Annotated in this window: 23 protein-coding genes and 2 pseudogenes; 14 read left to right on the plus strand and 11 right to left on the minus strand. The window is 62.0% G+C overall.

What is annotated here, in order from left to right; translation table 11 throughout:
* Positions 1–77: 77 nt before the first annotated feature.
* A complete protein-coding gene (locus tag DGO_RS18515; protein WP_043804701.1) occupies positions 78–563 on the plus strand; it encodes a hypothetical protein in 486 nt (161 codons plus the stop codon).
* An 11-nt stretch (positions 564–574) separates the two neighbouring features.
* Here DGO_RS18515 and DGO_RS23515 read toward each other — a convergent pair.
* From DGO_RS23515 to DGO_RS22200, 3 genes and pseudogenes are all read right to left on the minus strand, one after another.
* Positions 575–1,083, minus strand: a pseudogene (locus DGO_RS23515) (transposase); the annotation flags it as partial.
* A gap of 443 nt (positions 1,084–1,526) precedes the next feature.
* On the minus strand, positions 1,527–2,042 hold the full coding sequence (locus tag DGO_RS18520) for a hypothetical protein (protein ID WP_014686745.1): 516 nt from the start codon (positions 2,040–2,042) through the stop codon (positions 1,527–1,529).
* Entirely contained in the window at positions 2,039–5,407 is a 3,369-nt protein-coding gene (locus DGO_RS22200) for an eCIS core domain-containing protein (RefSeq protein WP_014686746.1), read from the minus strand. Before DGO_RS22200 ends, DGO_RS18520 begins: the two co-directional genes overlap by 4 nt.
* A 163-nt stretch (positions 5,408–5,570) precedes the next feature.
* Here DGO_RS22200 and DGO_RS24485 point away from each other — a divergent pair, with 163 nt between their 5' ends.
* Together DGO_RS24485 and DGO_RS23520 are read left to right on the plus strand one after the other, a co-directional pair.
* Positions 5,571–6,302, plus strand: a complete 732-nt coding sequence (locus tag DGO_RS24485) for a nuclease-related domain-containing protein (protein WP_226991550.1) — start codon at positions 5,571–5,573, stop codon at positions 6,300–6,302.
* 22 nt (positions 6,303–6,324) lie between these two features.
* The gene (locus DGO_RS23520; RefSeq protein ID WP_226991551.1) at positions 6,325–7,761 is read left to right on the plus strand and encodes a DEAD/DEAH box helicase; all 1,437 of its coding nucleotides are present in this window, start codon (positions 6,325–6,327) and stop codon (positions 7,759–7,761) included.
* Between the two features lie 141 nt (positions 7,762–7,902).
* On the opposite strand, the gene DGO_RS18535 is transcribed toward DGO_RS23520, so the two are convergent.
* Positions 7,903–9,303 carry a replication initiator protein A gene (locus tag DGO_RS18535; protein WP_014686749.1) on the minus strand — a complete coding sequence of 467 codons (1,401 nt, stop codon included), beginning with the start codon at positions 9,301–9,303 and terminating at the stop codon, positions 7,903–7,905.
* An 844-nt stretch (positions 9,304–10,147) separates the two neighbouring features.
* Between DGO_RS18535 and DGO_RS18540 the strand changes: the two genes are divergently transcribed.
* From DGO_RS18540 to DGO_RS18565, 6 genes are all read left to right on the plus strand, one after another.
* Positions 10,148–10,426, plus strand: coding sequence for a DUF3006 domain-containing protein (locus tag DGO_RS18540; RefSeq protein WP_014686750.1), 279 nt, complete (start codon positions 10,148–10,150; stop codon positions 10,424–10,426).
* Between the two features lie 38 nt (positions 10,427–10,464).
* The gene (locus DGO_RS18545) at positions 10,465–11,466 is read left to right on the plus strand and encodes an excalibur calcium-binding domain-containing protein (RefSeq protein ID WP_226991552.1); all 1,002 of its coding nucleotides are present in this window, start codon (positions 10,465–10,467) and stop codon (positions 11,464–11,466) included.
* Between the two features lie 91 nt (positions 11,467–11,557).
* Complete coding sequence (gene ung, locus DGO_RS22215; RefSeq protein WP_085961159.1) at positions 11,558–13,813, plus strand: uracil-DNA glycosylase; 2,256 nt, start codon at positions 11,558–11,560, stop codon at positions 13,811–13,813.
* A 421-nt stretch (positions 13,814–14,234) separates the two neighbouring features.
* On the plus strand, positions 14,235–14,855 hold the full coding sequence (locus DGO_RS18560) for a hypothetical protein (protein WP_226991553.1): 621 nt from the start codon (positions 14,235–14,237) through the stop codon (positions 14,853–14,855).
* A gap of 69 nt (positions 14,856–14,924) precedes the next feature.
* A complete protein-coding gene (locus DGO_RS23940; RefSeq protein ID WP_014686754.1) occupies positions 14,925–15,071 on the plus strand; it encodes a hypothetical protein in 147 nt (48 codons plus the stop codon).
* A gap of 72 nt (positions 15,072–15,143) precedes the next feature.
* Complete coding sequence (locus tag DGO_RS18565) at positions 15,144–15,863, plus strand: DUF6338 family protein (protein WP_014686755.1); 720 nt, start codon at positions 15,144–15,146, stop codon at positions 15,861–15,863.
* 326 nt (positions 15,864–16,189) lie between these two features.
* Here DGO_RS18565 and DGO_RS24945 read toward each other — a convergent pair whose 3' ends face one another.
* Positions 16,190–16,618 carry an SMI1/KNR4 family protein gene (locus DGO_RS24945; RefSeq protein WP_083847419.1) on the minus strand — a complete coding sequence of 143 codons (429 nt, stop codon included), beginning with the start codon at positions 16,616–16,618 and terminating at the stop codon, positions 16,190–16,192.
* A gap of 185 nt (positions 16,619–16,803) precedes the next feature.
* Between DGO_RS24945 and DGO_RS22225 the strand changes: the two genes are divergently transcribed.
* Positions 16,804–17,361, plus strand: a complete 558-nt coding sequence (locus DGO_RS22225; RefSeq protein ID WP_014686757.1) for a hypothetical protein — start codon at positions 16,804–16,806, stop codon at positions 17,359–17,361.
* Positions 17,362–17,538: 177 nt separating this feature from the next.
* On the opposite strand, the gene DGO_RS18575 is transcribed toward DGO_RS22225, so the two are convergent.
* The 5 genes from DGO_RS18575 to DGO_RS18595 all read right to left on the minus strand — a co-directional run bounded on the left by DGO_RS18575 (position 17,539) and on the right by DGO_RS18595 (position 20,849).
* Positions 17,539–18,705 carry a permease prefix domain 1-containing protein gene (locus DGO_RS18575; RefSeq protein WP_014686758.1) on the minus strand — a complete coding sequence of 389 codons (1,167 nt, stop codon included), beginning with the start codon at positions 18,703–18,705 and terminating at the stop codon, positions 17,539–17,541.
* The gene (locus DGO_RS18580) at positions 18,702–19,022 is read right to left on the minus strand and encodes a PadR family transcriptional regulator (RefSeq protein WP_014686759.1); all 321 of its coding nucleotides are present in this window, start codon (positions 19,020–19,022) and stop codon (positions 18,702–18,704) included. Before DGO_RS18580 ends, DGO_RS18575 begins: the two co-directional genes overlap by 4 nt.
* Positions 19,023–19,206: 184 nt before the next feature.
* The gene (locus tag DGO_RS18585) at positions 19,207–19,737 is read right to left on the minus strand and encodes a hypothetical protein (RefSeq protein ID WP_014686760.1); all 531 of its coding nucleotides are present in this window, start codon (positions 19,735–19,737) and stop codon (positions 19,207–19,209) included.
* Positions 19,738–19,934: 197 nt separating this feature from the next.
* Complete coding sequence (locus DGO_RS24490; protein WP_014686761.1) at positions 19,935–20,375, minus strand: DUF3761 domain-containing protein; 441 nt, start codon at positions 20,373–20,375, stop codon at positions 19,935–19,937.
* 36 nt (positions 20,376–20,411) lie between these two features.
* Positions 20,412–20,849, minus strand: coding sequence for a hypothetical protein (locus DGO_RS18595; RefSeq protein WP_014686762.1), 438 nt, complete (start codon positions 20,847–20,849; stop codon positions 20,412–20,414).
* Between the two features lie 105 nt (positions 20,850–20,954).
* Here DGO_RS18595 and DGO_RS24950 point away from each other — a divergent pair, with 105 nt between their 5' ends.
* The 3 genes from DGO_RS24950 (at position 20,955) to DGO_RS18600 (ending at position 22,277) form a co-directional block, all read left to right on the plus strand.
* Entirely contained in the window at positions 20,955–21,122 is a 168-nt protein-coding gene (locus DGO_RS24950) for a MerR family DNA-binding transcriptional regulator (RefSeq protein WP_083847420.1), read from the plus strand.
* Entirely contained in the window at positions 21,119–21,724 is a 606-nt protein-coding gene (locus tag DGO_RS22240) for a hypothetical protein (protein ID WP_014686763.1), read from the plus strand. Before DGO_RS24950 ends, DGO_RS22240 begins: the two co-directional genes overlap by 4 nt.
* Before the next feature lie 70 nt (positions 21,725–21,794).
* On the plus strand, positions 21,795–22,277 hold the full coding sequence (locus DGO_RS18600; RefSeq protein WP_014686764.1) for a GNAT family N-acetyltransferase: 483 nt from the start codon (positions 21,795–21,797) through the stop codon (positions 22,275–22,277).
* 81 nt (positions 22,278–22,358) lie between these two features.
* Here DGO_RS18600 and DGO_RS18605 read toward each other — a convergent pair whose 3' ends face one another.
* Positions 22,359–22,547, minus strand: a complete 189-nt coding sequence (locus DGO_RS18605; RefSeq protein ID WP_014686765.1) for a hypothetical protein — start codon at positions 22,545–22,547, stop codon at positions 22,359–22,361.
* Positions 22,548–22,689: 142 nt separating this feature from the next.
* On the opposite strand from DGO_RS18605, the pseudogene DGO_RS22245 reads away from it, so the two are divergent.
* Positions 22,690–23,458: pseudogene (locus tag DGO_RS22245) on the plus strand (IS5 family transposase).
* Positions 23,459–23,517 lie beyond the last annotated feature (59 nt).

A 23,517-nucleotide genomic window follows, 5' to 3' on the forward strand; every position in this document is an offset into this window, starting at 1 on the left:
CTGACTGGGCGACGATGTCCGAAAAGTGTAGGAGAGTTTGGATGTATTGGGTGCCATTCAGTAAGCCAGAGGGATCCTTGCTGGCTGATCTGGACGCGTCACTCCTCCAGCCGGACGAACAATGGGACGCGCTTTACCATGACGTGATCCATTCCTTCGATAAGGATTCGGACTTCTTCTGGATCGGGTACGCGATCCAGTATTCGTCGCGGGCTGTTGACAAGCAGGGCGCAGTCAACGATCTGGAATGGATCCTCGGTCACCCAGAACGTTATGGCGTTCTGGGAGGACTGTTCGGCTCTGCAGCCAGTTATCTCGGCTTGATTGCCTCTTACCCGAATACTGCCCTCCTGCGCCTGATGCAGGCGCCGGACACGGGCGATGAGGACATTGACGATGTCCTTCAATTTGCTCGCGCGGCAGCGTTTGGGGCCCATGTCACCACGGCAACGGACTTCGACTTCGGTATGAATGCTGGGCGTCGGGCTAAGTCCAGCGCCGAGCGACCTTCACTGGAGCAGGCGGAACGGCTGATTCGGCAATGGCGTGAGCAGCACGCCTGAACGATGAATGCTCAGCACCTGACACTTTGGGAAACGGATGTGCTGGCGGTCGGGAATGGCATCCCGAGGAGCCGCAGGCAGTTCCAGAAATCGTCGCCGCCCCACCGTGCCGCCTGACTCAGGATCTGCCACCCGATTCGCGTCTGACTCACGACCGCTCGCCCGCGGTTATCCCGCCGAGGGGCGTGGGGTGCTGTCCGCTGCGCGCCGATCCGGGTCATCCAGGCCAGTGCGATACACAGCAGCCCAAAGAGCCGAGAGATTCGTTCTGGGGCTGTCATGTGTGTGGCCTCCAGATTCAGTCCACGAGATTTCAAAGCGGAAAACGCAGATTCCATCGCCCACCTGAGCCGATAGGTCCGCAACACGTCCACGACAGGCAAATCCGAAGCGACGACCACCCTGTCCCCCGCGGGGGACAGGGTGATGACCACGTGCATCCAGCCCCATAGACCTACGTCCGCTCAAACAGGGTACGCACCTGTCCCGGTTGTAGCGTCGTGAACAGGTCTCGTACGATCCATTCAAGCGCCGCGAGGCGCCGCTCTTCGAGTTGAGCATGGGAATAACGGGTAGGTTGCCATCCAGGCATGCCCCAAGATTATCAATGCTAAGCCGTGACGTGATCAATAATCTTGATTTTAGTATCATTAATCGCGACTTGGCAGTTTAAGTCGAACAATCCCCATCAGAGCTATTGATTCTGATGGGACACCTCGAAATTGACCTTTTCATTTCGCGTTATCCGTCTTCTCTGGAAAGCGCCTATAATGGGCAATAGGAAATCGCGATGGTAAAAAATGCTAAATGTCAAATCCTATTCGTGGTGAATCATTAATAGGACTTTGTCACTCTTTCGCTCATCCTGATCACTGTTGGGAAAGCATATAGGTGACAGACTAAAGTTGCTGTTCTACTAAGTATCAGTGTAAAAATATTTATTACCTGCGTCATTCTGAAACACTATTTACCCTTCCAGTAAGCGTCACCGATCACCTTCTCTTCATACGTAAGATAGGTCGCTGTCGCTGTGACACCGCAGTTGACCTTAAGCAGACGTGCCTCGACCGGATCAAGCATCTTCCAAAGGATGGTTTTTACCTTTGGCGCTTTCATTGTCATGGCGGCCTGAAAACAGGCATTCACCTGCTGAGTGGTCAAGATGTTTAGGGCTTCCTGAGGAGAATAGGACTGAAGCAGCTTAACCGCCGCGGCTGAAGCTCTGGGGTAGGTGAAGTCATAGCGTAGGGAGATGTACACCGTCCCGCCGCCCCCAGAACTAGGACTCACCGTCTGCTCGGTGATCTTTCCCGACAGGAGGGTATATTGCCCATCAGAAACCTGCCAGTCCCGATCGGTATGCTCCCGCATTCGCGTAGACACGATCCGCTGACCATGTGCCTGTGCCCAGGCCTGGATACTGGCGGGAACGGAAGATGTCATGGCCACGAGTGCGAGGATAAGCGTCATTCCCTTCATGGCTTTCTCCCCTGGGCGAGCGGTTTATAACGGCTGAAGACCAACGTCTCTTCTCTCCAAGTGTTTGGAACCTCCCACTGATCTGTAGGGAGCGCCTCCCAATTGTATGACGCCACCTTTTTCTTCAGACCTTTGGTGCTGAACCGGTTCTCGTCCGTGAACCACCAGATGGCTCGGTCGACACCTGTCAGCGATTGGACACCGTGTTGCCGGGCCTCAGGCAGTTGGGTATTTGGCGTAGACTCGGCAATCATCATCTGGATTCCCTTCCCACCTGGGCCCGGACCGACCTGCACCACAATTCGGATGTGGCCAGAAAGCCACATGGTATCTCCAGGGCGAACCTGCGCCGGTGTGGCGACGGCCTGAAAATCCTTGTGATTTTTATTCAGCGTGCCAGAAGCGCGATTGACCCGGACACCTGCGTCCCCGAGATGTGGGTCCTTACCACTGGCCTGGGTCGTTGCATAGTCCAGGGCCTGTGTCACGAAGCCCGAGCAGTCAACCCCTAGGCCATATCGTTTCAACCAAGCCGTCAGCATGGCTCCAGTGATCTCATGCGGGTGGACGCCAAAAGGATTGCGCTGCGCGACAAGACGGGCCGCTGCGTGCATCTCTTCAGGGCTGGCCTTGCCCGTCCGGACGGTAGACGGCATCTGCTGGTAAATCGCTCGATCGGCTGCCGGCATTCCAGAACGGTTGGTTTGAACCGACCGTTGAATGCTTCCCGCATTGATGTAATAAGGCGTCTGTACCTGAATTGTCTTCTCCCGCACCTGTTCATCCTCCATCCAGTGCAAGACCACTGGAAAACGGTAGGACTGGGTAAACGCCGTGAGTGCCTGAGTAATCCGGTCGTCATAGGTGCCTTGCGGATCCATCTGTGGTCTCGCTTGGGCTGGTGTCACGGTCTGAGCCACAGGTGTAGGGGTACTCCGTACTGGCGGGGCAGTAGGACGCGGGGAGGGCTTGGCTGGTGTGGCAGGCCTCACCGAGCTGGTCACTGCCTCAGCGGTAGGTTGCCCTGAAGAAGACCCGGCCGTTGGCGCAAAATAATTCACCACCATCCCCCGGTCGCGTAAGACAGCCGCCGCCTCTAAACGGGTAATCTTCCCATCACGGTCCGTATCAAATTGCCTATTGTCCGCGTAATTCTTCGTACCCTGCGTATACCACACGTCTCCATTGCGTCCAGGAGCGAGGATTTTCTGGTAGATCTTGTCGTAGGTCGCACCCGCTGGAAGTGCATTCACGGGAATATGGAAGTACAGCACCACATACCGCATCTGCTCCATCGGGGTCATTCGCAAAAGCCCGTCCCTGGTCACGCTCCGCGCGGCGATGCCCAGTGCCTGAGCATGCGCCCGCCCTGCTTTGGTGGCCAGGAAATCGTTCAAGGAAGGAATGCCGACACTGGGCGTGAACTGAATCAGCCCCACCGCACCCTTCTTACCTTTGCGGCGGGCCGCTTCGTTCTCCACCGCGGGACTGAATGTCCCCATCGTTTCATACCCGATGGTCGCGGCCAGCTCGTTGGGATCGACCTTGAGCTGCGCTGCTCCCCAGACGATGGCGGCCTGTACCTCCGGCTGCCGATCAAACCCCTTGATACCGGTGTGCTGAGCAGTCCAGCCCTGCCCGGTGGGGGCTTCTGCTGATAGAGAAGGCACAGAATCTTGGGGTGCTGAAGTTCGCGGGGCCACCGAAGAGGTGCGGGGACGAGATACAGGGGCCTGATCTACCACCTGGGCCGATGACACACCGGTCGGCGCAGACTTGATCTCGGGAGACAGGTCGGCCATGGGGGGATGAACCGACGTGGAGGGCCTGGGCGCAGCGGCAGTGGGCAGTGAAGTCCGTCCTGCCCCGCTCCCTGTGGTCATCTCTAGGTCCTCAGCGCGGAAGGCGGTCCCCCGATGGAAGGCCGCACGGAATCCCTGGCCACCTGACAGGAAACGGCCCCTGAACGTTGCTCCATTGTGGCCATGCAGAACGAAGGTGTCGTCCTCACGGATCTGGCCTTCCAGGTGCCAGCCACTCCGGTGGCCGGGCGTGACCCAATAACGGGCGTGAAGGTGACCTGCCGCGCTGCGCTGCACGGTCAGGCGAAAGCGCACGCCTTTTGCCTGACCATAGAAGGTTCGTGTCCACGACTGCTTGTTTGCCTTGAGTGGTGCAGGCATATCTGGCGCCGTTTGACGCTGAAGCACAAACTGGTGCTTGCTGGACGAGAGCGGGGAGCCTGCCACGCTAGGCACACGTGGCCTCGATGCTGGGAGGCCAAGCACTTGGTGGCGGCCCAAGCGCTTGCCCATTGCCTGGGCTTCCTGCTCCAGGCCTGCGTCAGGATCGATGCCCTGACCGACCTGGCCCCGGCTCTGCTGCACGGTGTGCGTGACCTCGTGCGCCAGCAACTCCAGGCCAGTTTGGGTATTCGGATTAAAAGTCCCCTGGCGGAAGAAGATGTCGGTCCCCGTCGTGAAGGCAACCGAATTCACGCCCTTGGCCAGTTTGTCGGCCTCGGCGTCGTCATGGATGCGTACGCGACTGAGGTCGTGATTGAGGCCCTGTTCAAGGTGACGCTGAACGGCTGTGGGAAGAGGATGTCCTCCACCACGCCGGGCCTGAATGCGCTCCAGGATCGGCCGGGTCGCCTCAACGTCCAGTTCCGCCAGTTGGCGCTGCACCGCCAGTGTCCTGTGAGCCTGCGCCGCCTGAGCGACCTGCTCCTGTTCCCGCTGGAGGGTCAGGTCGACGGCCCGTTGGAGAGCAGGACGCTCCCCAGGCGGGATCAAGCCCAGGACCGCACGGGCAACCGGGGCATTGATGGGGTGGCGCTGGAGGGCGACGAGGTGGGCAGCGTAGGCGTCCTGCCGTTCCTGTGCCGGCCGCCGGTCGGTGCGGAAACCCTGGACCAGGGTCTGGGTGACCTGCCGTTGCAGGGCACTGAACTGCGCCGACTCGCGGGCACTGATCGTGCGCCCTTCGATCTGCTCGGCCTGGGCGCGCATGACCGTGACCCAGTCTGCAGGGGTCTGGGGATGCCGGAGGACAGACTCAGGTGGGATCGGCTGGCGCAGGAGGGCCGGCTCCGCTGCACCCAGGGAAAGCGGGGTGAGTGCAGTCTGCTTTAAGGCCTGGCGCTGGAGTGTGGTCCGCCGCTCTTCCTGAGAACGGAGCTCGGCGGCCTGCAGGACTGGACGGACCGCCTGACGCTGGGCCTGAACAGGCGTACTGGTGAAGCGTTGCAAGTGGGACGCCAGGGACACGCGCGCCGGAGTCGGCGACGCGGTCTCTCCTGACCCAGGGCGGCGCTGAAGAGGTCTGGGGTTGATGGTGGTCTTGGCTTTGGGCTTGAACTCCATAAACGTCCTCCCGGCAGACCACAATCTAGAGGAAAAGGTTTCCCGAAGGAGTCCAATTTGACCGGCGGATCTCCGAGATGAGAAGAGGGAGTGGAGCTATCACAGAGGCCTGTTCACTCGATGGCGCGCGGACACGGGTGTGGCATGCGCTACCCCCCGGGTTGTGGCGGAATTTGTCGTAACGGAGGCCTTTGGCGGCCCTGGCGAGGAGGGGGAAGCGCGGGTCTTCGAGGCGGTCAAGGCCGCATACGCAGGAGAGGAGGTCCTGGGCTTCTGGCGCTATCCCCTGATCACCCGTGAGACTGTTCGTGAACCCGACATTCTGATCGCCGATCATGAACTCGGCCTCACCGTCATTGAGGTCAAGAGCCTACCCCTGGACGTCATCGCTGGCGTCGTCGGCTACCGTTGGGATCTTGCTCGCCCCTACTACGGCAAGCTGCATCTCAATCCCTACGAGCAGGCCAGGAAGCAGGCACAACTTCTGGGAGAAATCGCCGTACGGAAAACGGGCCTCTCCCAACTGGCCACCCGGGCTATCGTCGCACTCCCCCTGATCACCTGGGAAGCGTGGGACGGGCGCTTCGGACACCTGCTGTCGGATGTGCCCCTGCTCTTTGCCGATCAGATGACACCCGCGAGATTGCGCGCTGCCCTGGTACAGCCCCCCCCAGTGCGCTACGGCGAGTCCCTGGACGATGCCGCGTGGTTAGCCCTGCGGAGTGCGCTGGGCACTAGCGGGAACGTCCCCAAGCGCCAGGTCGTTCCGGTCGTTCCCCAAGCCCCGGTGACGTCCTCCCGTAGGGCCGACCTGATTGCCCGGACTGCCCGGCACCTGCATGCCTTCGACCTGCAACAGGAGCTGATCGCCAAGACCATTCCGCCAGGGCCATAGCGCATCCGGGGCATCGCCGGCAGTGGGAAGACCGTCCTCCTGGCCCAAAAAGCGGCCAATATGCACCTCAAGCACCCTGACTGGAACATCGGCGCTGGTCTTCTTTTCCCGAAGCCTGTACGACCAGCTCCGGGGCCAGGTCGACCACTGGCTTCGGCAAGCCACGAATGGAGAACAGAATCTGCAGACGGCCCGCCACCGCCTGCGTATCCTGCATGCCTGGGGCAGCAAGGACCAGCCCGGCTTCTACCGCACCCTGGCCGACCAGGTGGGCGTCACGCCGCTCACGGTCGACCGTACGCCACCGGGGTCGCCGACGGCAAAGCTGTTGTTCGCGTGCCGCGCCCTCCTGCTCGACGCTCAGCTGACTGGCCGCAGCTTGCAGGTGTTCGACGCCGTCCTGATCGACGAAGGTCAGGACCTGGTGCACGAACAGGCCCAGCTCACCTTCGAGGAAAAGCAGGCCTTCTACTGGATGGCCTACCAGAGCCTGCGTCCGGTGGCGCGCGACTCCCTGTTCGCTACCGGGGAGCCGGAAGCCCGCCGCCTGATCTGGGCCTACGACGAGGCCCAGAGCCTGGACACGCTGACCATCCCCAATACACGGGCGCTGTTCGAGGATGCTGGGGCACAGGTCTTCGGTCCTGGGGCTGCCTATAAAGGCGGGATCAAGAAGAGTGAAGTGATGAACCGCTGCTACCGCACGCCGGGCCCGGTCCTGCTCGCCGCTCATGCCCTGGGGATGGGTCTGCTGCGGGAAGGGGGTATGCTCGCCGGGCTGACCACCAAGGCCGACTGGAAGGCGATCGGCTATGAGGTGGACGGCCAGTTCCGGAGTGGCAGCGAAGTGATGTTGACTCGGTTTCCGGAGAATTCTCCCAACCCGTTGCCGCAGTTTACCGGGGAACCGCTGGTGACGTTCGGGAATGACCCGACCCGCCGGACGGAGCTGGAGGCGTTGGTGACCAATATCCAGCAAGACCTCACCGAGCATGGCCTCCAACCCAGCCGTCAGCTCCTCGTCGTTGTCCCAGGTCTGGACTGGGAGCCGTATGCCTTGCAGCGAGAGGTCTTCCAAGCACTACGGGCGGCGAATATCAGTGTGTATCTCCCAGGGAATAAGGACGTGAATGCTCCCAAGCAGAAGTGGCCAAGCACGGATCCCAACGGATTCTGGCGGGACGGGGCAGTGACGGTTTCTTCCATCATGCAGGCCAGAGGAAACGAGGCGGACGTGGTGTATGTGGTAGGGCTAGACCAAGTGGCCTCGCGTGAGGACCACATCCCGCTGCGAAAGCAGCTCTTCGTAGGCGTGAGTCGCAGCCGAGGATGGGTGCGGCTGAGCGGAGCAGGGATGACTGGTCTTCTGGCCGATGAGATTCACCGAGTACTGGCAGCGGGCGACACCCTGCGTTTCACATACCGCCCGCCACGGCGCATGCTGGACGCGATGGAGTGACCACCTGCCTTCTCAGTCAGACTGCTGCTGGATTGGCCATCAGACTCCCAGTGGAGACGATGGGAAGGGTCACCGCGGTGATCCGTGGTTCGGATCATGCTTTTGCCTCATCGTCGTCTCTCTTGAACAGCGCACACAGCATTATCCGTCCAGTGGCAGCAGGGGATTGAGACGGCGTTTCAACTGATTGACCGCTTCCTTCAGCGATGCACCGGCCGTAGCGGCAATCAGCATTCGGGTAAGTTCTACGGCCATGATCTCGCCCTCACGGGCCAAGCGCTCAAGTTGCGTCCATTGATCTGAGGTGAGCTGCTTTTTCAAAATCAGTTGCAGGGTCGACCGCTGGGCTTCCCACTGCTCGTCGGGCGACAGGCTTCCCAGACGTTCCAGTTGCGCTTCCGCCTGTACCTGAGCGTCCCGCTCCGCATTCTGACGTAATCGGAGGGCTTTGACCTGACGGACCTGCCGCTCCTGCTCCGGGGGTATAAAATCTGACGCAACACTGTATTTCTCAGGATGCTGAAGAAAATCCGACACCAGGCCACCTGGATTCCGGACGGTCCCCCCGGCATTCTGCCGGCGCTGCTGCAGGAACTGGAGGGCCAGTTCCACGCGATCGGGATACTGCGCCGCAAGGGTGGACGCACGCGCTACAGACACGCCAGCCTGACGGAGCAACACCACCAGCGCCGGATCAGCCGAATAGGTACCTGCAAAGACATAGTGTGCTACCGCAGCTTTTCCGCGGCCCTCAATGGTCGCGCGCTCAAGGTACCGGCTGGCAAGCAGTTCATCATGGGCGGCGGTCAATGCCCGGCGAACGAGGTCACTGCGGTCCGTCGTCAGACCTGTGGCCTGACGCCAATCCACCAGCGGCACACGCAGTTCTGTCAGCAGCGTGCCGTCGTCCTGGCGCCGGTGGGCCTGTAAGGTCCTGTACAGCGCCCGGGCCGGCGGCTGTTCCAGTTGCTGCAAAAGGTGTCCATCGAGCACGTGGGAGATACCGGCCCGGATGCTCTCGGCGAGTTGCTCACCGAGGCGCACGCTGAGGGTCGCCTCGCTCTCTAGCGTGTTGAGATCCCCGTCATCCTCATGGTCGCGGTAGCGCAGGCCCTCGAAGAATCGGACCCCGACATTCTCCCACCCCACCCGCTGGGAGCCCACCAGCGTCGTCTTGCGACCCACGATGACACTGGTGAAGTACAGACGCCGGATGCTCTGACGTAGCCGATGGTAGTTCTCACCATTGTTGGCAAGACCCATCAATTCACGGACTTCGTATGCCGTCGTGTGGACCCAGTCGTCCTCTGGACAGCCGTTCGCGATGAAGAGTGTCTCGAGGGCGATCAAGGTGTCTGTGTCGATGCCATGAGGCCGCCCTTGAGGCGTGACGGCCTCAATTCGGAACGTCCGATCATTGACCACGAATTCGGTATTCCAGGTCGTAATCGTCTGGTCGACCCGGGTATGCATGCTGATCACGCCGAACCTGGCGAAGTTCAGTTCGTCATGCAAGTTTGGAGATTTGTTCCTCTTCGCCATACCCGGCTCCTGTTGTTGTTTTTAACTGAAGTAAAGATATAAAAAAACAACAACAAGCGTGGTGCAAGATCGCGTGCTGGACAGCCGATCAGGCATTTTCCCCGCAAAGGTATCGCTAGTTTGCGGCCCATTCCCGCAAAGGTATCGCTATCTTTTCCAAATTTCCCGCAAAGGTGTCGCCAAAAGTACAGCGAGACCCCGACGGGAGTCAGAGGAGGAGAAAATACGTCTATTGCAGGCTTTTAAGGCTTTCCCGCAAAGGTGTCGCTCTTCTGAAAAAAGCTCTTCCCGCAAAGGTATCGCTAGTCTTCTCCGCAATCCCGCAAAGGTATCGCACCCCTTGGGGAGAAGAAATACACGTCCTGAAGAGATTTTCTAGTCCTAGTACTTGGCTTTCCCGCAAAGGTATCGCTATGGTGATCGGTTGAGGACCTGGGAAGATGAGTGCGAAAGCCAGGGTTTTCCCGCAAAGGTGTCGCTATATCCGTATGACGAACGGTGAGCGCGACCTTCTTCCTCTCGCCGATCTGAACTGGGGAGTGGTGCCCGACGTACAGTGGCGTGGGAGCGCAACCCATCTTGGTCTCGGTCGCCCACCGCAAGCGCTTTGTCCGGAGAGTGGGGACCCTGGGCCGGGGGCTGGCAGCCAGGATCGGATATCCGAGATAGGTTGAGGTCACTGGACGTGGAGAAACTGTCCTCGCTCAGGGAGGTGCGGCAACAATGGCGGTCACTTCGGCGGGCATGAGAGCGAGTGTGGGGAACACGCCTGACAAACGGACGGGATGCTCGTCACAGGACTGAGCTTGACATTCGGCACCGTCTGGCGCGCTACTTTGCTGGTATGACCTCCGACGATCCCGCGCCCAGCCTCGTCACCATCGACGGCATCGAGGGCCACCTCGCCCGCGTGGAGCTGCCCGACGGCACCACCGAGGACTGGGCCCTGGCGAATCTGCCCGCTGGGGTGAGGGAGGGTGATGTCGTGCGCCTGCACGTCGAAGGTGGGGACCTGGAGATGGAGATTGACCATGCGGAGACTGCTCGGCGTCGCCAGGGGGCCCAGGCCCAACTCGACGCCCTGAACCGCCCCAGTGTGGTGGGCGAGGAAATTGACCTGTGAGGGGTTTCCTGGCGGTGGTCGCCCTTACCCTGGGCACTGTGCAAGCCCAGGCCGCCTTCCCGGGTGCCCTGACGATCCGCTTCCTCGACGTGGGGCAGGGCGACGCGGTGCTCATCACATCCCCTGAAGGCAAGAGTGTCCTCTATGACGGGGGTAGGAGTGAACCCCGCCTCCAGACGCTGCTGCGGCAGTACGAGGTCCAGACGCTGGACCTTGTCGCGGCCAGCCATGCCGACGCCGACCACATCACGGGCCTGATCCCGGCCGTGAGCCTCTATAAGCCCCGCTTCTTCCTGAACAACGGTCTCGCCGGCACCACCCAGACCTGGCGCAAGCTGGTCACGGCTGCGCAGCAGGCCGGCACGCAGGGGTTGGTGGCCAGGGATCAGATCATCAACCTGGGCAGCGTCAAACTGACGGTCCTGGCACCCCCACCGGGCATGCCGGGCAACGAGCAGAACCTGAACAGCGTGGGCCTGCTCGTGCAGTACGGGGCGTTCCGGGCCCTGATGACCGGGGACAGCGAGACGCCTGAAACGGCGGGCTGGCTGAAGAAGTACCCGGCGAGTACCCTGGGACCCATAGACGTGTACAAGAGCATCCACCACGGGGCGGCGAACGGGGACAACACGACGTGGCTGGCGGCGGTGCGCCCAAGGAACGTGGTGGTGAGCGTGGGGCCTAACAATTACGGGCACCCGACAGCGACCGCCCTGAACCTCTACAAGAGCGTGGGGGCAGTGACCTGGCGCACCGACCAGATGGGAACGGTGACGATCACGGTACAGCCCAGTGGGGCCTATACCATCACGACCGAGAAGGGCCGGTCGGCGCAGGGGCAGGCGACGGGTGCAGGGGTCTCCCCTGCTCCGCGTCCGGCTTCCATGGTCCCCTCCCCCCCCGCATCGGCGGTGCCGAGCAGTGTGAACTATGCCAACTGCGCAGCGGTGCGGGCCGCTGGGAAATCGCCTCTCCTGCGCGGTCAACCGGGCTACAGCACCAAGCTCGACCGCGACGGCGATGGGCGCGCCTGTGAGTAGTGCGCCTTCCTGGTGACCTTGATCCCACATCCAGTTGCTCAGCGCCTGGTGTTCTACAGTGGCGCGCGTGTCCAGAGCGTCTCCCCTACAAGTGGTCTGGTTCAAAAAGGATCTGCGGGTTCACGATCACCTGCCGCTCCTTGAGGCTGTGTCCCGGGGCCCGGTGTTGCCGCTCTACATCTATGAACCGGAGCAACTCCACCATCCCGAGTTCGGCACCCATCATCTTCAATATCTCAACGAGTGCCTGAACGAACTGGACGCCGCATTGCGGACCCTCGGCACTCCCCTGATCCGGCGGCATGGCGAAGCGGTCCAGGTGCTTGAGCAGTTGCATGCCGAAGTCGGCTTCGCTGCCCTCTGGGCGCACGAGGAAACCGGTAATGGCGTGAGTTATGCCCGGGACCGCCGCGTGCAGGCCTGGTGTAGGGCCCAGGGTCTGCCCTTCACTGAGTTACCGCAAAACGGCGTGGTTCGCCGTCTCCGGAACCGTGACGGCTGGGCCGACACCTGGGAGGAGAGGATGGGCGGGGCGACTCTCGGACCCCCGGAGCAGTTGCAGAGCGTCCCGGTGTCCTTGGGAGGTCCTCTGGATGTTTCTGAACTCGGTCTGGCTCCTAACACTAAGGCCATTCCCTTGGGGGGCCGGCAGGCCGCACAGCGGACCCTGGAGAGCTTTCTGACTACCCGCGGGGTGGACTACATGCGGGAGATGAGCAGCCCCCTCACCGCCGAAGACAGCTGCTCACGCCTGAGTGCCCCACTCGTCTTCGGAACCCTGAGCCTGCGCGAGGTTGTGCAGGCCACCCGGCAGCGGCTCGCCGCCGTCAAAGGCGACCCGGCCGCCGATCCCCGCTGGGTGCGCTCCCTGCGCTCCTTCGAGAGCAGGCTCCACTGGCACTGCCACTTCATGCAGCGCCTGGAATCCGAGCCCGCGATGGAGTTCCGCAACCTCAACCGGGCCTTCGACGACCTGCGGCCCGAGTGGAATCAGGAGCACTTCGACCGCTGGGCTGCTGGACAGACGGGCTACCCGTTGCAGGACGCCTGCATGCGGATGCTCGCACAGACGGGTTGGCTGAACTTCCGCATGCGGGCCATGACCATCTCGTTTTCCAGCCAGTTGCTGTGGCTGCACTGGCGCGTCCCCGGTGAGTTCCTGGCCCATCACTGGCTCGACAACGAGCCCGGCATCCACTGGGCACAGGTCCAGATGCAGAGCAGCACCGTGGGCATCAATCGGGTGCGCATTTATAACCCGATCAAACAAGCGCGGGACCAGGACCCGACGGGCGACTTCATCCGCCGCTGGGTGCCGGAGTTGGCCGACGTGCCCACCGACTTCATCCATGCCCCTTGGGAGTGGAGTGGTGCCAGCCGCCTGAAGTATCCCGCGCCGATTGTGAACGCCGAACGGGCCATCCGGGCGGCTAAGGCCCGGATCACGGCCGTGCGGGAAACTGCATTCTTCGAAGAGGAAGCCCGGCGGGTCTATGCCCTGCACGGCAGCCGGAAGAAGGCGGTGGTGCGGGCCGAGCGCCGGGCCCTGGGCCTACCGGAGAAGCCCGTGCGCCAAGTACGGCGCTCATCTCGCGTCCTGATCATGGCTGGACAGCCGAATTTGTTTGACGCAATTCCCGGGGCGTCCAGACCCGTGATGCCCGCTGGGCTCCCCGAGTCGTGGCGCGTGGCCCTGGCCGCCGAGTTCGCCGCGCCCTCCTTCCACGCCCTCAAGGATTTCCTGGTCGAGGAACGCCGCACCCATACCGTCTATCCCCCGGCCCCCGACGTCTTCAATGCCCTGCGCCTCACCCCGCTGGAGAACGTCCGGGTCCTCATCCTCGGTCAGGACCCCTACCACGGTGCGGGACAGGCGCACGGGCTGTCGTTCAGCGTGCGGCCCGGCGTGCGGGTGCCCCCCAGCCTTCAGAACATCTACAAGGAGTTGCAGACCGACCTGCCCGGCTTTACCCCGCCCCGGCACGGCGACCTGCGGGCCTGGGCCGAGCAGGGCGTCCTGCTGCTCAACGCGGTGCTGACGGTGCGCGCGGGCGAGGCGAACAGCCATGCGGGCAAGGGCTGGGAGGGGTTCACCGACGCGGTGATCCGGGCGGTGAACGCCAAGCCGGGGCGGGTGGTGTTCGTGCTGTGGGGGGCGTACGCGCGCAAGAAGGCCAAGCTGATTACGGGCCGGCAGCACGTGATCATCGAGTCGGCGCACCCGTCGCCGCTGAGCATGGCGCGGTTCATGGGGAGCCGGCCGTTCTCGAAGGTGAATGCGGCGCTGGAGGAGGCGGGCGAGGCGCCCATCGACTGGCAGCTTCCCCTCAAGGTCGAGGGGGATTGAACTGCTGTTGGAGTGGGTGCAGGCAGGATTCGAAGCCCAGGCGCGGGCCATGCAAGAGGCCCTGTCACTCTCCTGAAGGTGAGTGGGGTCGTCGTAGAGAGACGTAGAGCAGTGAATTGGCTTCTATTTTTGGCGGCAGTTAGAGGGAACAGGATTCGTTGTGCGCGCCCTGAACTCTATGGTGAACCCACCATATATAAGGCACGTAGATAACATATCCATTGGCGCTCACATGGTAAAAATTGGAAACGTTATTGAGCCATAATCTCTCGGTCACAGCTAAGACCGACGAGTCCTAAATGCGGTGGATTGATTCTTAAGCTCTGGCCCCACCAGCTGGTGGGGCCACGCTGCGCGTATGAATGGCATCCGAGCGAGTGGGGGTGAGCGCCTGTGCGGGGGTGGGCGTCACGCTGGAGAAATGTACCTGGAGTCCGGCCAGTGCCAGGGCGGTCGCCCTATTGAGGACTTCCTCGTCGATCTCCCCCTGACCATCGATCCGGTCGAGTGGAACATCAGCCCCATCGGCATCTCCACCTTCGTCGACGAGCACGGCATCACGAACGTTCTGGACTGGGTGGGCGAAGCGCACTACCCCGAGGTGGCCGACTTCATCGAAGAAGCCCGGCGACTGGGCGTTTCCCGGCGCGTGTCTCACACGGGCCCTATCGAGCACTTGAGTGCTCAGTCCCGACTCTTCCTCCTGCACCCGCGGGCGGCCGTCCTGAACGCGGCTGCACTCCCCACCCCGCCGGCGTTCCGCTGTCCCTGTCGGCAGGGACATACCGCGCAGCAGGGATGCCTGAGCCTCGCGTGGCATGCGTCCGAGAACGCCGGCCCAGGACGACGCCAACTGGCGCGCGGAGAAACGTACGCCGTCCGGCCGCCCCTGGCCGGCAAGCCGGAGTACGGCCTGGCCGTGTTCATGACGGTCCCGATCACCGCCCTCACCGTGATCACGCATCCGGAACCGGACATCCAGAATGCTCGTGAAACCCGTGCCCGACAGAGCGGGCTGCCCGTATTCGTCGCCGACCAGTGAACGAACGTCACCCCTGGGTCACACAGTTGCCGCTGCCTGAGCCTTGTACGATCAGTTCGGGAGGAGCGCATGATCAAGACCACCGTACCGCCGAAGAAAAAGGGTGTCAGTGCCCTCCAGGTCATGGCCTATGTGGGCGATCAGGGCCTGATGCGTCAGATCCCCGCCGCGGACCTGAAGCGCCTGAACGAGAAGCACAAAGCGCCTAAACGCTAGCCCACCCCGCCCCATCCCCGTATGTCGATGCCGCTGCCGTTCAGGCCGGCATCTTTTTTTTGGAGCCGATTCATGAATACGCTCGCGGTGTTGCTGGCCAGCCTACTCCTCCTGATTCCCGGCTTCCTCGGCCTCTCCATCTTCCGGTACCTGCAGGGGATGCGCATCGCCGAAGCGCAGAGCACCCTCCTCTGGTCACTGCTGCTCAGCGCACTGAACCTGGGCCTCATCCTCCTGATCGGTCTGGCGCGTGCCTGGCCTCCAGTCGAACGCTTCGTGGCGCTCTCACTGACCCAGGCCACGAACGACACGACCGTTTCCGACCTCCTGGCCTTAAGTCTCTGGACGGCTGCGCTGGCCCTGTGTGGTGGGCTGATTCTGGGCTCCCTCCTGCGTCTTCCTGCCCTCCGGGCGTGGCTCGCCAGCTTCTCTGGGCAGGCCTTCAACCCGGACCCCTGGGCGAACCTCCTGGGCGGCGATATCGATGAGCCGCTCGTGATCGTCCGCATGGAGGATGGACGCCAGTTCCTCGGGAATGCCCTCCAGGTCAACGAAACGCCGAATGGGCGCACGATTGCCCTCAAGGATGCCGTCATGTTCGCGGCGGATGATCCGGGCATGCGAACCGCGATCGTGCCGCTCCGGCCGGGGACGACGATCATCACTGCGAAGATCGAGGCGGTCACGCTGCTGGACGAGACGTCGAACGATCAGATTCAGGCGATGACGGCGCCGGAGCAGGAGGATCTGGGCGAAGAGATCAGTCTCCCGTTGGACGTGCCGCCGTCTTGAGCTCTGGCCCCTGGGAGGGGCCCTCGGCGCGTATGCGCGAGATCATCTACGAGGCTGGGTTTGAACGGCGCGAGGTCTACCTGTTGCCGAATGGCCGCTTCACGGTTCAGGTGGCAAGCGATCTGCTGCTCACCGGGGGACTGAACGAGCCCGAGCGGGTGCTGGCCCTCCCCGACGCGGAGGCCCTCCAAGTCCTGCACACCGCTGCTCCGGAACTCGTGGTGCCGGAAGGTCTCCAGATCTGGCAGCTCCGGCACCCGGAGCGGTACAGCCTGCTCGGGCCAGAGGCGCCGTTCCCGGAGGCCTACCGACTGTGTGCGGTACTCCTACAGATCAGGTGCAAAGTCCAGGGCGACATGATTGCCCCCACCATCAGAGAGAAAAGGGAGGAGATCGCGCTGGGCGTACTGTTCCCGAATAGCTCCGGTCGGGTGGCCCACCGTATAGATGGTGACGTTCATATCGGCATGCTCACCATCAGCAATGTCGCGCCACAGGTAGCGCTCCTGCTCGACCTGATTCAGCGGAAGGAAATTCAGGCCGAGCACCCCTCCTACCGACCAATCCTGACCATCGCACCAGCGGTAAAGCGCGCGGAAGGCGGACGGAAGACGGAGTTCATTGCGTCTCTCGAAGGCATCGAGTTCAGGATCAGTGAGGCCAGGGCGCAAAGTGGCATGGATGGCGGGGACATGTTCGAGGTACCAGGCATCCAGACGGCTCAGTACGGTCGTCAGATCGGAGGAAGTCTGCATAGGGTTCACCTGAAAGAGCAAGGCTTGAAGAACAGCATAGAGCTGCGACGGTTGACGCAGGATCTCATTTGCTGGCGCACGACCACAGAGGGATATCTATCGGCTTCTCGCGAAGACAACAGCCCAAACTACTGGCCCCGGCATATGCACCTCTCCCTGCGCCTAGTCTCTTCTACACTCCAGACGTGACCCGCTACCTCCTGCCGCTTTTCCTGACCCTCTCCGGTGTCGTCTCTGCGGGGGGCGTCGAGCCCATCAATCGCAACCAACCTTTGTACTGGGTTCCAGGAGCGAGTGAGGTCTTCTCTGTTTCCGCAGACCAAATTGTCACCAAGGCGTTTACCAATGCCCTCACGCTTCGCTCCGAGGGACAACGCATACAGGTCTTCGTGACCACGGGCATCATCAGTGATGATCCGGGCGCTTCTGCCATCAACAACATCCAAGCCTGGGTGCAGAGTCCCACGGCTTCCCCAGCTCAGAAGCAAGCCTTGATCCAGGTCGCTCAGACCTACCTGCGCGGGTGTTCTCTTCAGGTCACGCCTCGGCAGCTGGCTGCGCTCGTTGCGTTGAAAGAGGCGGACTGGACACAAGGTGGATGGCAGAAGAGGACAGTCGAGGGCGTCACGCTCGGCTGGTCTGATGGGAATGGCTTCGGTTTCTCCGATGGTCCGCAGGGGCGTAAGCCCCGTGCAGCCCTTTCGGTGGAATGGCCTGTCAAAACCAGCCGTTGCCAGTTCTGACCGACCAAAGGACAACCTGACGCGTTGGTGGAGAGCGTCTGTGAACTCCAGTTAACCTGATGTCGAGAGGGTCGTCACAGCATCTTGCTTTTCGTAGCCGACGAAAAGTAGGCGTCACATTTGATCAAGGCACTTAAGCACGGGCAAGAAGACACTGAAGCACCCAAATCCCTCCGTTCAGTCTCGCGAAGCCAACTCAACCGGCTCAAGGGTCAACTGACGCAGATCCGCTGTGCCCAGTCGCCACATCAGGACGGCAGGGTGTCCCGCCCAGCTTGCCGCCGCAAATGCCTCTGGGGTCTGGGTGATCACTGGCATCTGGCGCAAGCCTCCGGAAGAGAGAGGGAGCGAACTCAGGGCAAGACGACCTCCGAGCGCGCTCCGTACACGCAGGACGTACTGCCCACAGAGCGGGCGCTCCTGCACCAGGCAATTGAGATTGTCCACCATCGCGTAGACCTGCCCTTCGGCATCCCGCACCTGCACTGTGGGTGCCTGTGGGCTGTCGAAGACCGCCCCAGCCGTAGCCAATTCCAGAACGACCCCCGGTGGGAGCGCGCGGCTCAGCTCTGGAAGGACCGCTCGGTAGGCCGCTTTCACGTACAGGTCGGCGGCCTCCACCGGCGCCTGTGGCGTCCCAATTTGCAAGTTGACGGCCCCTACGGTCAGCGTAGGATTGGTCCTCCCGGATAGCCGTACAGGTCGGTCCAGCTGCTCGGCGAGCTCCGACACGAAGTCGTACTTGCTCAGCCACAGATCTTCCTTGTCCCGTTGGCCGGTCAAACTCACCTCGACCGCCTGTGAACTGCCAGGGAACAAGAGGTGGATCCGGTAACCGTTGACCTGGGTCTGGACGCCCTGCTGCTCGAGGGCCGACAACAAATCACTTCGCCTGAACACGCTCCGCTCCACGATCTTGGTCGTCTGGCAAGACCACCAGTTCAGAGGCACGTTCCACCAGGGCATGCCCTTGGGTGCAACGACCGACAGGGAACAGCGAGCCACGGCTTCGGTCTCCGGTGTCATGAGGCTGGGAATGGCCCCAGGCGCGGGCGCCCGCAGGGCGGGAAGCGTCATGAGTGCCGCCGAGCCCAGAAGTGTCAGCATCAGGGCAAAGGCCGCGCGTGGAGCGGTGTAGAGCCGCTGCATACCACGGGCCACCCGGGCGGGATCACCGAACTCCTGAAGCGCGAGGTCCAGGGCCTGGGCGGGGGGGTGGCCGACCAGCTGGTGCTCCGCGGCGCGCTCAAGGATGCTCCCCCGTAATTCCTCACGCACACGTCGCCGTTCACGTGCGGGAAGAGCTCGGGTCGCCCGCGTGAGGTAGACATCGAGCGCCTTCACGAGTTGCCCCAGCGGGTCGCGAGGCCCTGATGCCAGCGGTGGTAGGCGTCACGCTTGGTCTTGAAGGCCTGCTCGCCATCGTCGGTCAGGGTGTAGTAGCGCAGGGCGTGGCCGCCACGGGGGCTGGGGCGAGTTTCGCTGCGCAGCCAGCCGCGCCGCTCCAGACGGTGGAGGGCGGGATAGAGGGTGCCGGCATTCAGGTCAAGGTCACCGCCTGTGAGGTCGCGCAGTTCCTTGGCGAGGTCCAGGCCATAGCGCTCCTGCCCGGAGAGAAGGGTGAGGAGCGCGAGCTCGAGGTCGCCATCGTGGAGAGGCATATCTCAATATATATTTTCGATATCGAAAGTCAATATCGATGTGAGTCAAGGACAGCTTGCGGTACCTGCCCAGCAAGTCAGGTCTACTGATCAGTAGAGGCGGCTACTCCTTCCGCTCGCACGCAATTCCATCCCGATCGCGATCAAGCCGCGTGCGGTAGACCCACCTTACACGCGGCGCCCATCACACCGGCTCAAGGTGGTAATCGAGTAGATCGGCCTCGTCGGCTGGGGCCAGGAATTTCTCAATGGCAACCAGTCGAGCTCGGCTGAAGGAGAACTCCTTGCCATCGAAATGCTTGATGCCACCATCGGGGTCTGTGTGGAAGACAGAGAAGATGCGGTACTGCCCCGCGCCTTTTCTGTACAGGAATACCTCGGCGTACGAGTTCGAACCGAGGTCATTGGATCCAGTGTAGGCGGCATAGACCGACTCATCGCTCACCAGATACTGCTCAATCTTGAACAGGGGCCGCTTGATAGTTGCCGCTAGGTACGCCTTAGCTTCTTCCACCCACCCGGCTGAAACATTCTTTGGCCGGGTGATGGAGGGCACCGCCTCAAAGGTGAAGAACTCCCGGATAAACCCCGTCACGGCCGCTTCGTACTTTGCGCGGTCGAGCTCACGGTAGGCCAGTTCCCAGCAGGCGAACTCCTTGTTCAGAAAGTTCTGGATAAACTGGGTCGCCTCCTGTGCTACGGCGTGCTTGTTCATCTCTCGTTCTCCACAGTTCTCAGATGCTGCGCTGCTGATCTGCCCCGGTCCTCAGAGGGGGCGTGGTGTTCTTCGTCCCCTCAGTCCTCGCCGCTAGCTCAATAGATCACGTGTTCAACGGCCTTGAGCCCCGGCTTGAAGCGAGGGATTGCCCCCACAGCGACTTGAGCGGATGTCTGATTGCGCTCTCCAGGCTTTCAGTACCAGGTGGCCACACCGCCATGGTGGGAGCAGGTGCCGCGGCGATTGGCGCTGAAGGAGTAACTCCCATCCCGGCACTGGGCTGAAGCGCCGGCCGGGCGGGTCTCGCTGAAGGTCGGACGCTGAATCTGCTGCCCATCCACATTCGTATACGTGCCTGGATTGGCCGGACGTGCAGGGATGGTCACCTGGGGCAGAGCAGGTGCAGGCGTCGCCTTCAGGTAGGCCCGCGCGACATAACCCCGCCGCCCCTGGTAGACCACTGGGCAGAACTGGCTGCACGCGCCGATCTCTAGCTGCGTGCCCTTGGGCACCTGGCTCAGGACTGGGGCGGTCTTGGTGGGCCCACTGCGGAGGTTGAGGTTCTCCGTGGTGGTGACCTGCAGGGCGAAGGCGGGGGCAAGGGTCAGGGCCAGGAACGCGAGCAGCTTCTTCATGGGCAGTCCTCCAGAACGGTGCTTGAGGCGGGTGGCCTACTTCAACCAGCTGAACTCACCATTCGTGATCACGTAAATGGTGTCCTTCTCGGTCGTCTCCACGCTGATGACCGTGCCCCGCGTGGCCGTACCGCTCTTCTTGTAGATGTAGAGCGTGTTGTAGTCGCCTTCGCCCTGATCGACATACTGATAGCCGATCGACTTCAGTAGGTTCTCCAGGCTGTTCAGCACGGTGGTCACGGTCTCCTCGTCCGTGGCGTCGAGGCGATAGCCCTCCACGTAATAGATCTTGGCCCCTGTCTGGAGGTATTGCGTCTTGAAGCTGTTGGCCAGGCCACGCCCCTGAGTCGTGCAGTAGGGTCGGAGGCCATAGACAGTAACGGGCACGCTGCCATTGAACAGGGTGGGTTTGGCCGGGCAGGCAGCAGCCAGGGGCAGCACAGAGAGCAGAATGGTCCAGAAAAGGGGCTTCATATCTCTACGTACCACGCGGCCTGGTCGTTGTCGCGCGACATTGCCGTTCCCCAGCCTTGACCTTCGTGTAGCCCGAAGGTTGAGGCTGATAGCGTACATCTCTCCATCAGCGCGTTCGCCCAGCGGAGCGGCGTCAGCCCCCATGCCCTACGGCACTGGCTCCAGCAAGGGATTCTGCTGCCAGCTACCATGGGCGCCAATACTGGCTACCGGGTCTACACCCCCGACCAGTTCGGGCAGGCTCGCCCAGTCCACAGCCTCTTGTCACCGTGACGTCATCTGCCTTCCGCCAGGTTCAGACCATGAATCGGTTTCCCTGGCTCATCCTCCCGACGCTCCTGATCACGGCCTGTGGTCCAGCCCCCCTTCCCTCCGTTCCCGTCATAGACGGGCAGTTGCGCGGCGATGGTCCCTGGCCAGACGCCATCAGCTTCACGCCCGTGGTCTTCCTGCCGCAGACCCCTGTCGCTGTCTTGGCGGATGGCACGTTCAAGCTTCCTCTGCCAGCCACGCTCGTCCCCGACGGAACGAGCTATGGCTCACCCCTCTGCGAGGGCGAGGTGCATCAGAGTGATCTCCGGGCGGCCTTCGCGACCCTGCCGCACGACTGGCTGCGCACCTGGACTCAGGGACGTCCAACGGGAAGCGCAACGACGCGCCAAGTCTCTGGAGGTACAGTGTGGAATTACCAGTATGTGTACTCCACCTTCGCCACGAGCGTTCGTGGCACCCAGAACTGTGAAGGCATACAGGAGAGCTTTGACCTCGACTACGAGCGGGGATGGAATCTGGTGGAATGGACCCAGGTCAATGGACGGCAATTCTTGTACAGGAGCATCCCAAATCGGCGCCTAACCTGGCAGATCAGTAACTGATGGCCGTCATCGACGGCGCAAGGGTCGGGGGCTTGGCCTACCCATCCTCTCCGGGGTCTACGATCTCCTCATGCTGAGTCTCCATCCCATGACCCCAGAAAGCTTCCAACGCTTCCTTCAGCATTCGGTCACGACCTACGCCGCAGGGAACGTCCGAAGTGGCCGCTGGACTGCTGAGGAGGCGCAGGAACGCTCAGCGGCAGAGTTTCAGACGCTCCTTCCCGAGGGCCCGGCGACGCCGGACAATTTCTGCTTCGATCTCCATGACGCGGACCGGCATCAGGACGTCGGCGTGCTGTGGTACAAGCTCCTGCAGCGGGGTGGCCAGCAGATCGCCTTCGTCTATGAGATCGAGGTTGGGGCGGAGCACCGGCGGCGTGGGTACGCCCGGGAGGCGTTCAGGCTGCTCGAGCACCACGCGGCGGAGCGGGGCGCGACGGCCGTGCAACTGCATGTGTTCGGGCACAACCACCCGGCTCGGGCGCTCTACGAAGGTCTGGGCTTCGAACCTGTGAGTATCACGATGCAACGGGAGCTGAAACCCGTTCGCTGACGCCTGGAGAGCAAATGCGCTCGACCTCCAGAGCCGCAAAGGCCAGGTCCGTGGGGAGGACACGGGCCGGCGCTGGCAGGGCTAGGGGGTGTGGCGCAAGAATGCAAGTCCCAGCGGCCAGAAGGCCAGCAGCGGGCAAACGATCAGGACGAGCCAAAGACGCTGACGAGGTGGCAGCTTCAGCGCCGTGAGGGAGAACCCAGCCCCGAGAAGGACCGCCGCGCCGGCCAGTCTCAGCCAGAACCAGGTCGCATCGATGACCTCTTCCATATTTCGTAGCGTGCCACGTCCTTACTGGAAGGGCGTCCTTCTTTCTGCGGTGACCTCCAAAGGCGAGGTGGGACGTCCCCCCTACAGATCATCCGGAAATTCAGTGACAGTGTGCCGCCCCATCGGGCGGCACACTCCTGTTATGCGGCTGAACGATGACCACTGGGCCGTCTTGGCTCCTCTGATTCCCCCGTCCATCAAACGCACCAAACGTGGTCGACCACGCCGACCTGACCGTGAAGTCTTGGATGGCATCCTTTGGGTCCTCCGTACGGGAGCGCAGTGGGACGCTCTGCCGAAGGGGGAGTACCCGCCCAAAACTACCTGTCACGACCGCTTCCAGGATTGGAACGAACGCCAGGTCTTCCCGGTCATTCTGGCGGCACTCTACGAACTTTGCGAGGAGCAACAGCTCCTTGACCTGCGTGAAGCGTTCATTGACGGCACCTTCAGCTCTGCAAAAAAGGGGGCGCCGACGTCGGTCCCACCAAAAAAGGTAAAGGTACCAAGATCATGATCATGGTGGATGCGAGCGGCGTGCCGATCGCGGTTCACACGTGTAGGTCAGTCCAGCCGAGGTCACGCTTGTTCAGGACACGTTGGACACCTCATTCGGTATGGATTTCCCTAAGCGCCTGATCGGAGACAGGGCCTATGACAGCGATGGTTTGGATGCGGCTTTGGCGGGTCTTGGGATCGAAATGATCGCGCCCAATCGGCGCAATCGCCGGAAGACTCAGGATGGTCGGCCATTGCGCCGCTATCGGCGGCGCTGGAAGGTGGAACGGACCATCGCCTGGCTACAAAGCTTTCGGCGTGTCCGCACGCGGGACGAAGTCAAAGCACAGAACTTCTTGGGTATGGTTCAGCTGGCATGCATTGCCATCTTACTTCGGCTCGTCATGCAATGACGAACTGTTCAGATCTTTCAAACGCTCCTGAACGTCATTCATAGCTTTCTCGTCATTCG

Origin of the sequence: Deinococcus gobiensis I-0 (assembly GCF_000252445.1) — a bacterium.
GTDB lineage: Bacteria > Deinococcota > Deinococci > Deinococcales > Deinococcaceae > Deinococcus > Deinococcus gobiensis.

Bases quoted from the DNA above. Each gene is read 5' to 3' on its own strand.
- DGO_RS18520 (WP_014686745.1), bottom strand. From the start codon at position 2,042: ATGAAGGGAATGACGCTTATCCTCGCACTCGTGGCCATGACATCTTCC.
- DGO_RS22200 (WP_014686746.1), bottom strand. From the start codon at position 5,407: ATGGAGTTCAAGCCCAAAGCCAAGACCACCATCAACCCCAGACCTCTT.
- DGO_RS18535 (WP_014686749.1), bottom strand. From the start codon at position 9,303: ATGGCGAAGAGGAACAAATCTCCAAACTTGCATGACGAACTGAACTTC.
- DGO_RS18540 (WP_014686750.1), top strand. From the start codon at position 10,148: ATGACCTCCGACGATCCCGCGCCCAGCCTCGTCACCATCGACGGCATC.
- DGO_RS18560 (WP_226991553.1), top strand. From the start codon at position 14,235: ATGTACCTGGAGTCCGGCCAGTGCCAGGGCGGTCGCCCTATTGAGGAC.
- DGO_RS23940 (WP_014686754.1), top strand. From the start codon at position 14,925: ATGATCAAGACCACCGTACCGCCGAAGAAAAAGGGTGTCAGTGCCCTC.
- DGO_RS18565 (WP_014686755.1), top strand. From the start codon at position 15,144: ATGAATACGCTCGCGGTGTTGCTGGCCAGCCTACTCCTCCTGATTCCC.
- DGO_RS24945 (WP_083847419.1), bottom strand. From the start codon at position 16,618: ATGCAGACTTCCTCCGATCTGACGACCGTACTGAGCCGTCTGGATGCC.
- DGO_RS18580 (WP_014686759.1), bottom strand. From the start codon at position 19,022: ATGCCTCTCCACGATGGCGACCTCGAGCTCGCGCTCCTCACCCTTCTC.
- DGO_RS18585 (WP_014686760.1), bottom strand. From the start codon at position 19,737: ATGAACAAGCACGCCGTAGCACAGGAGGCGACCCAGTTTATCCAGAAC.
- DGO_RS24490 (WP_014686761.1), bottom strand. From the start codon at position 20,375: ATGAAGAAGCTGCTCGCGTTCCTGGCCCTGACCCTTGCCCCCGCCTTC.
- DGO_RS18595 (WP_014686762.1), bottom strand. From the start codon at position 20,849: ATGAAGCCCCTTTTCTGGACCATTCTGCTCTCTGTGCTGCCCCTGGCT.
- DGO_RS18600 (WP_014686764.1), top strand. From the start codon at position 21,795: ATGCTGAGTCTCCATCCCATGACCCCAGAAAGCTTCCAACGCTTCCTT.
- DGO_RS18605 (WP_014686765.1), bottom strand. From the start codon at position 22,547: ATGGAAGAGGTCATCGATGCGACCTGGTTCTGGCTGAGACTGGCCGGC.